Source organism: Thermodesulfovibrio sp. 1176 (genome assembly GCF_029946585.1).
Taxonomy (GTDB): domain Bacteria; phylum Nitrospirota; class Thermodesulfovibrionia; order Thermodesulfovibrionales; family Thermodesulfovibrionaceae; genus Thermodesulfovibrio.
Map to the genome: position 1 here is coordinate 19,276 of NZ_JARZRZ010000004.1, position 13,253 is coordinate 32,528.

Genomic DNA, 13,253 nt, shown 5'->3' on the forward strand with positions numbered 1-13,253 from the left:
GCTTTTATGGATAAAGTCTACATTATATCAGTATTTGCAGAAAATAAGCCAGGAAGACTTGAAAGAGTTACTAAAGTTTTAGCGGAGGCTAATATAAATATTTTAGCTTTCTCTATTACAAGTACAAATGGTTTTGGAGTTATTAAGTTTATGGTTAATAGATGCCAGGAAGCATATAAATTATTAAAAGAGAAAGGATTCACTGTATCCCTTAATGAGGCAATTGGAATTGAGATGAAAGACCAGCCTGGTGGTTTGTATGAGGTAGTAAAAATTCTATCTTCAAAGGGAATTAATATAGAAAGTGCTTCAGTGTATGTTGCAGAGACCAGAAAAAAAGCCTATTTAATAGTGGAAGTAGAAGACACTGCTAAGGCAATGGAGTCTCTTAAAGAAGAAAACCTAAAATTTTTAAAACCCCAAGAAATTGTATGAGGTGTAACTATGTTTTGGGATAAAGATATAGAATGTATTGATGAAGAAAAACTAAGGGAAATCCAACTTGAAAGATTAAAAACAACAATAAAGAGAGCCTATGAAAAGATTCCCTACTACAGAAAGAAATTTGATGAAGCTCAAGTCTCTCCTGATGATATTAAAAAACTTGAAGATATAAGAAAAATACCCTTTACAAGTAAAGCAGATTTAAGGGAGGTTTACCCCTTCGGTATGTTTGCTTCACCCCTAAGTGAAATTGTTGAAATTCATATGTCAAGTGGAACTACAGGAAGGCCTATTGTAGCAGGATATACTCTATCAGATATAGAGATTTGGGGAGAAGTAATGGCGAGATGCCTTACAATGGCAGGGACTACAAAAAATGATATAGTACAAGTAGCTTATGGATACGGATTATTTACGGGTGGATTTGGAGTTCACTATGGAGCAAGGAAAATAGGAGCAATGATTGTTCCTGCTTCAGCTGGAAATACTCGTAGACAAATAGAAATTATGAGAGATTTTGGAACAACAATTCTTGCTTGTACTCCATCATACGCTCTTTACATGGCAGAAGTTGCTCAGGAAATGGGAATTGAGCCAGCAACACTTAAACTAAAGGCAGGATGTTTTGGTGCAGAAATGTGGACAGAAGCAATGAGAACAGAGATTGAAAAAAGATTTAATCTGAATGCCTATAACATATATGGACTTACAGAAATTATAGGTCCAGGCGTTGCCCATGAGTGTTCTGAAAAAAAGGGATTACATGTCTTTGAAGACCATTTTTTTGTTGAGGTAATAGATCCTGATACAGGAGACCCTGTTTCCGATGGACAAAGAGGTGAACTTGTTCTTACAACTCTAACCCGCGAAGGAATGCCAATGTTAAGATTTAGAACAAGGGATATAACATCAATAATTCGGGATAAGTGTGCCTGTGGTAGAACTTTTGCTCGAATTGAAAGAATTCGTGGAAGAACAGATGACATGATAAAAGTAAGAGGTGTAATGATATTCCCTTATCAGATTGAAAAGGCAATCTTAGAAGTTCAAGGAGTTGAACCACACTATCAGATAATAATTACAAGACCACAACATCTTGATGAAATTGAAGTAATGGTAGAGATGTCCAAAGAAACCTTTTCTGACGAGGTAAAACATATTGAAAATCTTAGAAGAAAACTTGAAAAAAGAATCGAAGATATAACAGGAATAAGAGTTAAGGTTACTTTGGTTGAGCCCAAGAGTCTGCCAAGAAGTGAAGGAAAGGCAAAAAGAATAGTTGATAAAAGAAGTTTACATGATTAGGAGGTAATCATGAAAATAAAACAGCTTTCAGTTTTTTTAGAAAACAAAAGAGGAAGACTCTATGAAGCTTTAAAGGCACTTGCAGATTCTAATATCAACATTAGAGCTCTATCAATTGCTGATACATCTGAGTTTGGAATTTTAAGAATGATAGTTACAGATCCTGAAAAAGCAAAGGAAATTCTTGAAAAAAATGAATTTACAGTTAAGCTTACAAATGTAATTGCTATGGCTGTAAAGGATAAACCCGGAGGATTAGCAGAGGCATTGAAGTATCTTTATGATGCTAATATAAATATTGAGTACATCTATGCCTTTGTTGAAAAATCGGGAGAAAAGGCAGTTGTAGTCCTTCGAACTGAAAATCTTGATAAAACAATATCAATTCTTCAGGAAAGCAATATTAAACTTTTAACCTGGGATGATGTTTTAGCTCTTTAATTTTTTTGCAATTAAAACACAGGCTCTTTTTGCTATTACTACATTGACGCCTGGGTTGTTTAATCCTCTTTGTAGAGCTTCAAAGGTTGCCTTTTTATCATAGGGGTCTACAATTTCTACACTGTCTGCTCCACAGGCTTTACATAGTTCTGCAAGGTTAAGCTTCTTTGTCTCATCACCCTTGGCAGTTATTCCTATTGCTGGTGTTGGCTGATTACCTGTCATTGCAACCGATGAATTATCAAGAATACATACAAGAATATTAGATTTATTATATACTGCGTTAATTAAAGCGGGAACTCCTGTATGAATAAATGTAGAATCTCCAATTACAGCAACAACCCTATCTACTCCCTGTGAATTAATACCTGAAGCTTTACTTATACTTGCTCCCATACAAAGACAGGTATCAAGGGCATTTAATGGTGGATTGGCTCCAAGAGTATAACAACCAATATCTCCTGTAACAAAGTTTGGTTTTGCCTCAATTAGAGCTTTATAAAATTCCCGATGGGGACATCCAGGACAAAGAAAAGGAGGTCTTGGGATAAGATATTTATCTACATCGTAATCTTTATTTTTATTTTTTGATTTATTAAAAAGTTTAATTATAGAATTAATACCAAGTTCGCCCTCCATTGGTAAGTCTCCAGAAATTTTACCTTTAACATTAGGATGAAAATATCTTACTAATTTCTCAATAAATGGATAGCCCTCTTCAAAAACATATACTTCATCTAATCCATTTACGAATTCTTTTAATAAAATTTCGTCAACAGGATATCCAGAAATTTTTAAAATCGGAAATTTTTTATTCAATTCCATTGCATATTGAAAGGTTATTCCACAGGCTATTATGCCTTTCTTTGATTTTCCTGGGTAAATTTTGTTGAATTCGTATTTTTTTATCAATTCATGAATTCTTTTCTGTTTTGCATTTAATTCTTTGTGAAGGTTAATAACATGCTTAGGAACTGCAATCATATGTTCTGGGTCTTTTTCAATTTTTAATGGTTTCTCTTCTTTTACAGAGCCTATTTTAACAGGAGCATAGCAGTGCAGAAGTCTTGTATGGCTTCTAATCATTACAGGCAAGCCTAATTCTTCGGATATATCAAAGGCTAAAAAAGTCATGTCTTTTGCTTCCTGATGATCAGAAGGTTCAAAACAAGGGATTTTAGCAAATGAGGCATAAAATCGGCTATCTTGCTCATTTTGAGAAGAATAAGCATTTGGATCATCTCCAATTGCAAGTACAAATCCACCTTTTACACCAAGATAAGCAGAGGTCATAAAAGGGTCTGATGCAACATTTAATCCAACATGTTTCATTGAACAAAGAACTCTTCTTCCAACAAGAGATACACCATATGCAACTTCATAGGCAATTTTCTCGTTGACAGACCATTCAGCCTTTACAGAAGAGTTCTGTGCTACATATTCAAGTATTTGCGTTGCAGGCGTTCCTGCATAGGAAGCAGCATAAGATATTCCTGCTTCTATTGCTCCCTGAGCAATTGCTGAAGTACCAAGCATTAACTTTTTATTCATAGAAATCTCCTTTTTATGAATTTTAGTATATAATATAACATATATTGCTTAATATTTGAAAAATATAATATATTACTATTATGCAAAAAAGTGTTGAAATATATGATACAACCTTGCGAGATGGTTCTCAAGCAGAAGATATTTCCTTTTCATTAGATGACAAACTTAGAATTACTGAAAGACTTGATGAACTTGGTATTCATTATATCGAAGGAGGCTGGCCTGGTTCTAATCCAAAGGATGCAGAATATTTCAAAAAAGTAAAAAAACTAAAATTAAAACAAGCTAAAGTAGTTGCCTTTGGAAGCACTCATAAACCAAGAATAAAAGTTGATGATGACCCTAATATAAAGTCATTAGTTTCTGCACAAGTAGATACTATAACCATCTTTGGAAAAACATGGGATTTTCATGTTAAAGAGGCATTGAAAATTCCCTTTGAAGAAAATTTTGACTTAATATACAACACAATCACATACTTAAAAAAACATGTAGATAAAGTTTTTTTCGATGCAGAACACTTCTTTGATGGATATAAAAGTAATCCTAACTATGCTATAAAATGTTTACAAGTTGCCGAGCAAGCCAAAGCAGATTGTATTGTTCTTTGTGATACAAACGGTGGTACCCTTCCCTATGAAGTGGAAAAAATTGTAAAAGAAGTTAAACAAAAAATTAAATCACCTTTGGGAATTCATGCACATAATGATTCAGATTGCGCTGTAGCCAACAGCATAATAGCAGTTTTAAATGGAGTTACTCAAGTTCAAGGCACCATGAATGGTTTTGGTGAAAGATGTGGTAATGCTAATTTATGCTCAATAATCCCTAATCTTCAATTAAAATTGGGATTTAAATGTATTGATGATGACAATTTAAAAAAATTAACTGAAATTTCAAGATTTGTTTACGAAATAGCCAATATAAATCCCTTTAAAAGGCAACCATTTGTTGGAGAAAGTGCATTTGCTCACAAAGGCGGTGTTCACGTAAGCGCTGTAATGAGATGTTCCGCAACCTACGAACACATAAAACCAGAACTTGTTGGAAACAGACAGAGAGTTTTAGTTTCTGATTTGGCTGGTAAAAGCAATATTCTTAAAAAAGCAGAAGAGTTTGGGATTCTTCTTGACCCAAATTCGCCAGATGTGCAAGCAATTGTCGATGCAGTTAAAAATTTAGAAAGTGAGGGATTTCAATTTGAGGGAGCAGAGGCTTCCTTAGAATTACTCTTTAATAAAACTCTCGGATTAAAGAGAAAATTCTTTGATTTAATAGGTTTCAGAGTAATTGATGAAAAAAGAAAGGGAGATGAACCAACTTTAAGTGAAGCTACAATAATGGTCAAAGTTGGAAAACGTATTGAACATACAGCAGCAACAGGAAATGGTCCTGTTAATGCCCTTGATAATGCCTTAAGAAAGGCGTTAGAAAGATTTTATCCTGAACTTAAAAAAGTGAAATTAAAGGATTACAAGGTTAGAGTTGTTAATTCAGGTAGAGGTACTGCTTCAAAAGTAAGAGTATTGATAGAATCAGGAGACGATGAAAATGTTTGGGGTACTGTAGGAGTTTCAGAGAATATAATTGAAGCTTCTTGGCAGGCAATTGTAGATAGTATAGATTACAAGCTTTATAAAAGTAAAAAGGAGAAAAAAATTGATACCAGAACTTAAATTTGATGATAAAGGACTAATTCCAGCAGTAATTCAAGAAATAGACACCAAGGAGGTTTTAATGGTAGCTTATATGGACAAAGAAGCTCTAAGAAAAACTATAGAAACAGGATATACCCATTTTTGGTCAAGGTCAAGACAAAAATACTGGAAAAAAGGTGAAACTTCAGGTAATGTTCAGGAAGTAAAATCAATATATTACGACTGTGATGAAGACTGCCTTTTAGTAATGGTAAAACAACATGGCAGTGGTGCTTGTCATACAGGTAATAGAACTTGTTTTTATAGAAAAATATAAAAAACCGAAGGATAAAATATGAATTGCATATTCTGTAAAATTGTAAATAAAGAAATCCCATCTCAAATAGTTTATGAAGATGAATTAGTTTTAGCTTTTGAAGATATCGCACCACAGGCACCTATTCATATTCTTATTATTCCCAAAAAACATTATTCAACTTTACTTGAAATTAATGATAATGAAAAAGAATTAATAGGACACATATTTGTCATAGCTAAAAAAATTGCCAAGCAAAAGGATATAGATGGAAGGGGATTTAGAATAGTAACTAACTGTAACAGTGATGGTGGACAAACTGTTTTTCATGTTCATTTTCATCTGCTTGCAGGCAGAAAAATGCACTGGCCTCCTGGATAACCAACTATGCAAATCATCAATAAAGAAACTCTATGGCAGGGTAGATTTTTAAGAATAGTCCTTATTACTTTCATAGATAAAGAAGGTAAAACAAGAAAATGGGAAGCTGTAGAGAGAATAAACAATCAAGGTATTGTAATAGTTATTCCAATTACAGCAAATAAAGAATTCGTTTTTATCCGTCAATTTAGACCTGCCTTTGGTGGATATGTTATTGAATTTCCAGCAGGACTGAATGATAAAAGGGAATCTCTATTGGAAGTGGCAAAAAGAGAACTTATAGAAGAAACAGGATTAATGACAGAAGAAATAATTTTCTTAGCTGAAGGACCTGTATCATCAGGTCTTTCAACGGAAGTAATAACAGTATTTATTGCTAAAAATGTTAAAGAGGCACCAGACCATTTAAAGAAACTTTATCCTCCCGATGAAATAGAAAATATTGAGGTAATAAAAGTAAGCGAGAAAGAAACTTTAGATTTTTTAGACAAACAAAGGGAAAAAGGCGATTTTATTGATTTAAAAATATACGGATTTATAGAGCTTGCTCGAAAATTTATAATTTAGGGTAGAGGATACCCCCTACCCTCACGCATTACTCAAATCTGATTGCTTGAGATGGGCAGAGATCAGCAGCTTGCTGGCAGTCACAGGTGTCACATTTGTCAGGACCAATTACCCATGCCTTGTCATCTCTCATTTCAAATACCTCTGGACATACTTCTGCACAGCTTCCGCAACTAACACAAAGGTCAAAATCAACTACTGGTGTTGGCATAATACCTCCTCCTTTTTTTAATATGATATATTTTTATAAAATATACCAAAAAAAGTTAAAATATGCAAATTAAAATTTTCTAAAGGGGGAAAGACTTATGAAAGAAACAATTTTAAACAAAGCGATGCAAGCAAAGGATGCTTCAAGATTTATTGCAAGGGCATCAACAGACAAGAAAAACAAAATAATTTTAAGAATGGCAGACTATATAAAAAAGAAAAAAGATGAACTTATTAAAGCTAATGATGTAGATGTAAAAAATGCAGAAAAAAAGGGGCTTACAAAGGCTCTTATTGATAGGCTTACCCTCAATGAAAAAAGAATTTATGAGATGATTAAGGGATTGGAGGAAGTTGTTAATCTACCCGATCCAGTCGGAGAAATCACCAAGATGTGGTTAAGACCCAATGGAATGCTTGTAGGTAGAATGAGAGTTCCAATTGGTGTAATTGGTGTAATTTATGAAGCAAGACCAAATGTAACAGTTGATGTGACAGGTCTTTGCCTAAAAGCTGGGAATTCTGTTGTTCTCAGAGGTGGCTCAGAGTCAATAAACTCTAATGTAGCTTTGGTTAAAATTCTAAAGGAAGCTTTAAAAGATGAAGATATGCACGATGGTGTTGTTACATACATAGATATTCCTCAAAGAGAAGCTGTAATTGAAATGATAAAACTTGAAGGAATAATTGATCTCATAATTCCTCGTGGCGGAGAAGGACTCATTAGAACAGTAACTGAAAATTCAAGGATCCCTGTGTTAAAACATTACAAAGGTGTATGTCATGTATTTGTTGACAGAGATGCAGACTTAAAGATGGCAGAAGAAATATGTTTCAATGCAAAAGTTCAAAGACCAGCTACATGTAATGCAATGGAAACAATGCTTGTAGATGAAACAATTGCAAAAAAGTTTTTACCAAAAATGTTAAAAAGACTTGAGAAAGCAGGAGTTGAAATTAGAGGATGTAGTAAAACAAAAGAAATTTATTCTCATGTTAAAGAAGTTCAAGAAGAAGATTACTACAAAGAATATTTAGATTTAATTTTAAATGTTAAAGTTGTAAAAGACATGGATGAGGCTATCGAACACATAACAAAATATGGTTCAGCCCATTCCGATGCAATTGTAACTACAAATTATGAAAAAGCTATGAGATTTTTAAGGGAAGTAGATTCTTCAGCAGTTTTTGTTAATGCTTCAACCAGATTAAATGATGGATATCAATTCGGACTTGGAGCAGAGATAGGAATTTCAACAGATAAAATTCATGCTCGTGGACCAATGGGGCTGGAAGAGCTTACATGTACTAAATTTATCGTATTCGGAAATGGACAGCTTAGACAATGAAAATCGGTATTTTTGGAGGCACTTTCAACCCAATACATTATGGTCATCTGATTGGTGCTGAGGAAGTAAGAGAATATTTTCAGCTTGACAAAATTATATTTGTTCCCTCAGGAGTGCCTCCTCTTAAAAAATCAGACATCATAGAAGCTTCCCATAGATTTAAAATGACAGAGTTAGCATTAAAAGAAAATCCTTATTTTGAAATTTCAGACTATGAAATAAGACAAAAAGAACCTTCCTATACTGTGAATACTTTAAAATTCTTTAAGGAACTTTACCCGAGGTATACTCTTTTTTTTATAATTGGAGTGGACTCTTTTTATGAAATTAAACAATGGCATAAACCAGATGAATTGATAAGGATTATTGATTTTATAATTATGTCAAGACCAGGTTACAGAAGTTTGGAGTATTCGGATCTAGTCAATGGTAAAGAGGCTGAAAATATATTTAAACTAAAAAATTCTGATAAAAAGGCTTACTATATCGAAATTTTTCCAGTTTCGATATCTTCTTCTTTTTTAAGAGAAAGGATAAGAAAAAACAAAAGCATTCGTTATTTTTTACCTGAGGAGGTAAGGATTTATATTGAACAGAATAAACTTTACAGGGAGTAAAAAATGTATATAAATTTTGATTTCGATTGTAATTTTTCAAAGATTCAAAAACTTTATAACCTATATAAGAGTTCTTCAATGAAAGAAATTTTTGCGATTCTAAATAAATTTATTTACGAAAATTCAATATTTTACATTTATGGCGATAAAGGCACTGAAAAAGAGCATGTCGTGAGTTTTATAATTAACAAAATATCTAATCCTAATATAATCAATTTCTCTCAAGGATTGGATATTAAATCTCTCAAGAAAGAAAACTTTATTTTCATTATAACAGATATAGAAAAAATCGATATCTCCTTTCTAAAAGAAAAACAAATAAACTTCAAATGTGCCATTATTGTATCCAACTTTGATTACGAAATGTTGTATAAAATTAACAAAATAAGTCATGAAAAATATGAAATTCTGAAAAATTCAACAAAGTTTTATTTGCCTCCTTTAAAAGAAAGAAAACAAGACATTATTCCTCTTGCAAATATGTTATTACATGAAATAGCCAAATTTTTGTGTATGCCTCTAAAAGAATTATCAAAGGAAGCAAAAGATGCTATCATAGAATATCCCTGGCCTGAAAATTTTTATCAACTAAAACAATGCCTGACAAAAGCTTATCTTATGACTAAACATCAAAAACTAAAAACAAAGGATATATTTGGTGAATATAATGATAAATTTTCAATAAAAAACTTTCTTGAATCAAAACTCGGAAACATTTTAGGAGATCTCTGTCACTTAGATAATTCAAATTTATATGATACAGTAATTCAAGAAGTTGAAAAGGCTCTTTTCATTCTAGTATTAAATGAGACAGGTAACAATCAAGTTAAGGCAGCAAGAATTTTAGGTATAAACAGAAACACTTTAAGTAAAAAACTAAAAAACTATAATTTGATTTAATTAATTTAAATATGTTATAAAAATGATTGTGACTTTAATACTCCATGCCCTCTTCTTTAGGAGGAGGGCTTAAAATCCATATGGAGGTTACATTATGACAAATTTTTATGAGAAAATGGTACTTCTTCTGCCAACTCTTTCAGAAGAAGAGGTTCAAGATTCTATTAAGAAAATTTCTTCCATTATTAAAGATAATGGTGGAGAAGTTTTAAAAATAGAAAACTGGGGGAAGAAAAAATTAACTTATAAGCTTAATAAGCAAACTATGGGATATTATATTTTATTCATTTTTAAAGCGCCTTCATCATCTATCAAAATCATGGAGGAATTTTATAAGGTCTATGATCCTGTATTTAAGTATATGATTATTAAATTAAGTAAAAAACAAATTGCTCAATTACCGCCTGAGATTAAGGGAATACCAGTAGAACCTTCAGAAATAGTATCAAAGGGATAAAATGTACAACAGAATAATACTGATAGGAAATTTAACCAGAGATCCTGAAATCAGATACACTCCTACAGGTGTTGCGGTTGCAACTGTCCCAATCGCAGTAAATTCAAGATATAGACAAGGTGAAGAACTAAAGGAAGAAACTCTCTTTATTGATGCAGTAGTTTTTGGTAAACAGGCAGAAACATGTACGCAGTATCTTAATAAAGGAAGAATGGTTCTGGTAGAAGGTAGATTGAGAGAAAGAAGATGGGAATACGAAGGACAAAAAAGAAGTAAATTTGAGATAATAGCAAGTAATATAAGATTTTTACCAAAAAGAGAAACTACAGAATCTCATGAAGTAGATCAGATTCCACCAGAAGAATATACAGATTTAGAGCCATTTTAAAGGAGGAATTTTATGCAACAAGGATCACAAAGAAGGTTTTTTAGAAAAAAATACTGCAAATTTTGTGCTGAGAAGATTGAATTTATTGATTACAAAAATTCTAAACTACTAAGAAACTACATGACTGAAAGGGGAAAAATTCTGTCAAGAAAGATGACTGGCACATGCTCAAGACATCAAAGGCAGTTGACTAAGGCAATTAAGAGAGCAAGGTCAATAGCATTATTACCATATATTGAGATTTAATTAAAAATGAGGATTCCAAAAAACTGGATACCTTATATAGCTAACACCATAATAGAAAATCTTTTAAAGAAAAATATGATTGAATCAATTGTTCCAAAGGAACAACTTATTGAAGAAGCTGAAAAGCTGATTTTAGATGAATTAATGGTAGAAGACAGGCTTAATGAAGAAGTAAGAGAAATTCTGAAAAAATATGAATCTGAAATTGAAAAGGGTAAGCTTGATTACAGAAAACTTTTTGAAATGACTAAACAAAAACTTGTAAAACAGAGAAATTTAGTCCTATGATACTTTCAGATGAAAAAATAACACATACTTCACATGTTTTATTCAATGGTTTAATAAACAAAGGTTTAATCAAGTTAAAGGTTGAAGAGCAAGAAGTAAGAAGAGAAATTAAAAGAAGCTTTATTCAGGCTTTAAAAATTGGTGAAGCAATTGATGAAGTGGTGAAAAGAAAACTTCAATCATTTTCAAAGAAAATTGTTGAAGGAAGTTCTGAATGGAATATTCTTTACAACAAATTTTTTGAAGAAGAGGAAAAAAAGAGATTTGGTCGTTAATGGATAGATTTATCCCTTATGTAACTCAAGAAGAAATAAAGAAGGAAAAACAAAAAGCAAGAATTCTTAAAAACAGTTCCTGGTGGCGTAAGAAAATTTCAAAAAGAAGATGTTATTACTGCGGCAAAGAAGTCCCTGAAAAAGAACTAACAATGGATCATGTGATACCTCTTATAAGAGGTGGTAAATCAGTTAAAAGTAATATAGTGCCAGCCTGCAAAGAATGTAATAATAAAAAAAAATATATGCTTCCTCTTGAATGGGAACAGTATCTAAATTCATTGAATTCCCTCGATTCTGAAAAAATACTTTAATTCTTTTCAAAGGGTTCTACATGAACTACTACATCAACAACATCGGGAAATTCTTTTTTAATTAATTCTTCTACCTTTTCTGCTATATCATGGGCTTCTGATACTGATATTGAAGGATTTATTAAAATTTTTAAATCAACAAATATCTGTCCTGCTGTGCCTCGTGTTCTAACATCTCTGCAGGCTTCTACATCACTACAGGTTTCAACAAGGCTTACAATTTTATTACCATCAATTGCAGTTCTATCAGCAAGAATATTAGCAGATTCCTTTATTATTAAAATTGCCTCTCTTGCAACAAATACTCCAACAATCAAACCTGCTAAGGGATCAATAAAATAAAACTCTGTAAATGTTGTTAATGTAACACTTCCTATGACTCCTAAGGTTATATAAATATCGCTTCTTGTATGGGCTGAATCAGCTATTAAAAATTCGCTTTTAAGTTCCTTACCCTTTTTCTTTTCATAGAATGCAACAAAAATATTAACTATTAAAGTAAATACAAGAACAATAAAGGCTTTTTCATCGGTCTCGGGTTTTTTCCCCTCAATAAAAGACTGATAGACATTTCTGATTATTTCTAAGGCAGTAAGGGACATTAAAACACCAATAAAAATTGCAAAAACTGTTTCAAATTTTCTATGACCATAGGGATGCTCTCTGTCAGGAGGATGACTTGCTATTGAAAGGGCAATTAAACCACCCATATTAGAAATTCCGTCAAAAAGAGAGTGAAATCCATCGGAATAGATAGCAACAGAGTTTGTTAACCACCCATAAATTATTTTTGCTGTTGATACTGTGAGGTTTAAAAAAAGGGTAATCAAAAGAACTTTTTTTATTTGTTTCTTTCTTTCGTGAAGATGTAACATTTAAATTTCCTGAGGTCTGAAAATTATCATCCCTTCTTTTTGTCTTGAATATTCAAAAAAATCTTCATCAACTACGTATCCTTTGATACTTGAAGCATGCCTGAGTCTAAAATTGTTTTCATCTCTAATAATTATTCCAACATGGATAACATCAAGTCCCTCTTTGGATGTATAAAAACCACAATAATCACCTGTTTTAAGTTTTGACGCTATTTTTTCTATCGCTTCTGCTGGAATATAATTAATAATTTTTAATTTAGGCTCTATACCTTCAATAAAATTTAAATTTTTCATAACGATGTAGCACTTTCTATCAGTAATTTCTTCAGTAACATCTCTAATTGATTTTAAATTCTGCCAGTCAATAAAAAAATGTCTTCGTTTTTTAAAATCCACAATACCATCAAAATATCTAACATGTTTCAAATTTTCAATAAAGGAACTTAAATCATCAGAAAGCCTTAATGCCTCCACATACTCAATAAAAGTCATGCAGTCAACGCCTTCAAAGTTAATTACAAGTTCTTCCTCTTTTGTAGGACTACCTAATAAAGTGTTTTTTTCATAGGGAATACCAAGAAAATATTTAGAAATTTCAGCTATTTTTAATTCTACAGAAAATCCCTTCACATTGTTTAAAATGTTATTTATCTCAATTTTACCTGTTTTTAAATACATATGTTATGATAAAA

Annotated in this window: 20 protein-coding genes; 16 read left to right on the forward strand and 4 right to left on the reverse strand. The window is 32.0% G+C overall.

Annotated features, from left to right (window positions below):
- Nucleotides 1-6 precede the first annotated feature (6 nt).
- Genes QI155_RS07805 through QI155_RS07815 form a run of 3 tightly spaced genes read left to right on the forward strand, consistent with a single transcriptional unit; the run spans nucleotide 7 to nucleotide 2,190 of the window.
- Nucleotides 7-435 (forward strand): ACT domain-containing protein, encoded by a 429-nt coding sequence (locus tag QI155_RS07805; RefSeq protein WP_068859817.1) that lies wholly within the window; start codon nucleotides 7-9, stop codon nucleotides 433-435.
- Nucleotides 436-444: 9 nt separating this feature from the next.
- On the forward strand, nucleotides 445-1,749 hold the full coding sequence (locus QI155_RS07810; protein ID WP_281321386.1) for a phenylacetate--CoA ligase: 1,305 nt from the start codon (nucleotides 445-447) through the stop codon (nucleotides 1,747-1,749).
- A gap of 9 nt (nucleotides 1,750-1,758) precedes the next feature.
- Nucleotides 1,759-2,190 (forward strand): ACT domain-containing protein, encoded by a 432-nt coding sequence (locus QI155_RS07815; protein ID WP_068859821.1) that lies wholly within the window; start codon nucleotides 1,759-1,761, stop codon nucleotides 2,188-2,190.
- Here QI155_RS07815 and QI155_RS07820 read toward each other — a convergent pair.
- Complete coding sequence (locus tag QI155_RS07820; protein WP_281321387.1) at nucleotides 2,179-3,741, reverse strand: thiamine pyrophosphate-dependent enzyme; 1,563 nt, start codon at nucleotides 3,739-3,741, stop codon at nucleotides 2,179-2,181. The two genes, QI155_RS07815 and QI155_RS07820, sit on opposite strands and share 12 nt — an antisense overlap.
- A gap of 80 nt (nucleotides 3,742-3,821) precedes the next feature.
- Between QI155_RS07820 and cimA the strand changes: the two genes are divergently transcribed.
- The 4 genes from cimA to QI155_RS07840 are packed head-to-tail and all read left to right on the forward strand — an operon-like array spanning nucleotide 3,822 to nucleotide 6,642.
- Nucleotides 3,822-5,417 carry a citramalate synthase gene (gene cimA, locus QI155_RS07825; RefSeq protein WP_281321388.1) on the forward strand — a complete coding sequence of 532 codons (1,596 nt, stop codon included), beginning with the start codon at nucleotides 3,822-3,824 and terminating at the stop codon, nucleotides 5,415-5,417.
- Complete coding sequence (hisI, locus tag QI155_RS07830; RefSeq protein WP_281321389.1) at nucleotides 5,401-5,715, forward strand: phosphoribosyl-AMP cyclohydrolase; 315 nt, start codon at nucleotides 5,401-5,403, stop codon at nucleotides 5,713-5,715. The genes cimA and hisI overlap by 17 nt, the downstream gene beginning before the upstream one ends.
- 18 nt (nucleotides 5,716-5,733) lie before the next feature.
- Nucleotides 5,734-6,075 carry a histidine triad nucleotide-binding protein gene (locus tag QI155_RS07835; RefSeq protein ID WP_068861259.1) on the forward strand — a complete coding sequence of 114 codons (342 nt, stop codon included), beginning with the start codon at nucleotides 5,734-5,736 and terminating at the stop codon, nucleotides 6,073-6,075.
- A 6-nt stretch (nucleotides 6,076-6,081) separates the two neighbouring features.
- Entirely contained in the window at nucleotides 6,082-6,642 is a 561-nt protein-coding gene (locus QI155_RS07840) for an NUDIX hydrolase (RefSeq protein WP_068861260.1), read from the forward strand.
- Between the two features lie 28 nt (nucleotides 6,643-6,670).
- Here QI155_RS07840 and QI155_RS07845 read toward each other — a convergent pair whose 3' ends face one another.
- On the reverse strand, nucleotides 6,671-6,853 hold the full coding sequence (locus QI155_RS07845; protein WP_068861261.1) for a ferredoxin: 183 nt from the start codon (nucleotides 6,851-6,853) through the stop codon (nucleotides 6,671-6,673).
- Between the two features lie 97 nt (nucleotides 6,854-6,950).
- Between QI155_RS07845 and QI155_RS07850 the strand changes: the two genes are divergently transcribed.
- The 9 genes from QI155_RS07850 (at nucleotide 6,951) to QI155_RS07890 (ending at nucleotide 11,686) form a co-directional block, all read left to right on the forward strand.
- Nucleotides 6,951-8,201, forward strand: coding sequence for a glutamate-5-semialdehyde dehydrogenase (locus tag QI155_RS07850; protein ID WP_281321390.1), 1,251 nt, complete (start codon nucleotides 6,951-6,953; stop codon nucleotides 8,199-8,201).
- Nucleotides 8,198-8,818 (forward strand): nicotinate-nucleotide adenylyltransferase, encoded by a 621-nt coding sequence (gene nadD / locus QI155_RS07855; protein WP_068861262.1) that lies wholly within the window; start codon nucleotides 8,198-8,200, stop codon nucleotides 8,816-8,818. Before QI155_RS07850 ends, nadD begins: the two co-directional genes overlap by 4 nt.
- Before the next feature lie 78 nt (nucleotides 8,819-8,896).
- Nucleotides 8,897-9,718, forward strand: coding sequence for a helix-turn-helix domain-containing protein (locus QI155_RS07860; RefSeq protein ID WP_173894060.1), 822 nt, complete (start codon nucleotides 8,897-8,899; stop codon nucleotides 9,716-9,718).
- A 94-nt stretch (nucleotides 9,719-9,812) separates the two neighbouring features.
- Nucleotides 9,813-10,175 (forward strand): 30S ribosomal protein S6, encoded by a 363-nt coding sequence (rpsF, locus tag QI155_RS07865; RefSeq protein WP_068861264.1) that lies wholly within the window; start codon nucleotides 9,813-9,815, stop codon nucleotides 10,173-10,175.
- Between the two features lies 1 nt (nucleotide 10,176).
- On the forward strand, nucleotides 10,177-10,563 hold the full coding sequence (gene ssb / locus QI155_RS07870; protein WP_068861265.1) for a single-stranded DNA-binding protein: 387 nt from the start codon (nucleotides 10,177-10,179) through the stop codon (nucleotides 10,561-10,563).
- A gap of 12 nt (nucleotides 10,564-10,575) precedes the next feature.
- Complete coding sequence (gene rpsR / locus QI155_RS07875; RefSeq protein WP_068861266.1) at nucleotides 10,576-10,809, forward strand: 30S ribosomal protein S18; 234 nt, start codon at nucleotides 10,576-10,578, stop codon at nucleotides 10,807-10,809.
- A 6-nt stretch (nucleotides 10,810-10,815) separates the two neighbouring features.
- Nucleotides 10,816-11,097, forward strand: a complete 282-nt coding sequence (locus tag QI155_RS07880; RefSeq protein ID WP_068861267.1) for a DUF507 family protein — start codon at nucleotides 10,816-10,818, stop codon at nucleotides 11,095-11,097.
- Nucleotides 11,094-11,372, forward strand: coding sequence for a DUF507 family protein (locus tag QI155_RS07885; RefSeq protein WP_068861268.1), 279 nt, complete (start codon nucleotides 11,094-11,096; stop codon nucleotides 11,370-11,372). The genes QI155_RS07880 and QI155_RS07885 overlap by 4 nt, the downstream gene beginning before the upstream one ends.
- Nucleotides 11,372-11,686: an HNH endonuclease gene (locus tag QI155_RS07890; RefSeq protein WP_068861269.1), complete on the forward strand. Its 315-nt coding sequence runs from the start codon at nucleotides 11,372-11,374 to the stop codon at nucleotides 11,684-11,686. Before QI155_RS07885 ends, QI155_RS07890 begins: the two co-directional genes overlap by 1 nt.
- Here the strand turns inward: QI155_RS07890 and QI155_RS07895 are convergent.
- Together QI155_RS07895 and QI155_RS07900 are read right to left on the reverse strand one after the other, a co-directional pair.
- Nucleotides 11,683-12,561: a cation diffusion facilitator family transporter gene (locus QI155_RS07895; protein ID WP_281321391.1), complete on the reverse strand. Its 879-nt coding sequence runs from the start codon at nucleotides 12,559-12,561 to the stop codon at nucleotides 11,683-11,685. The two genes, QI155_RS07890 and QI155_RS07895, sit on opposite strands and share 4 nt — an antisense overlap.
- The gene (locus QI155_RS07900; protein ID WP_281321392.1) at nucleotides 12,562-13,239 is read right to left on the reverse strand and encodes an N-acetylmuramoyl-L-alanine amidase-like domain-containing protein; all 678 of its coding nucleotides are present in this window, start codon (nucleotides 13,237-13,239) and stop codon (nucleotides 12,562-12,564) included. It abuts the gene before it with no gap.
- Nucleotides 13,240-13,253: the final 14 nt, after the last annotated feature.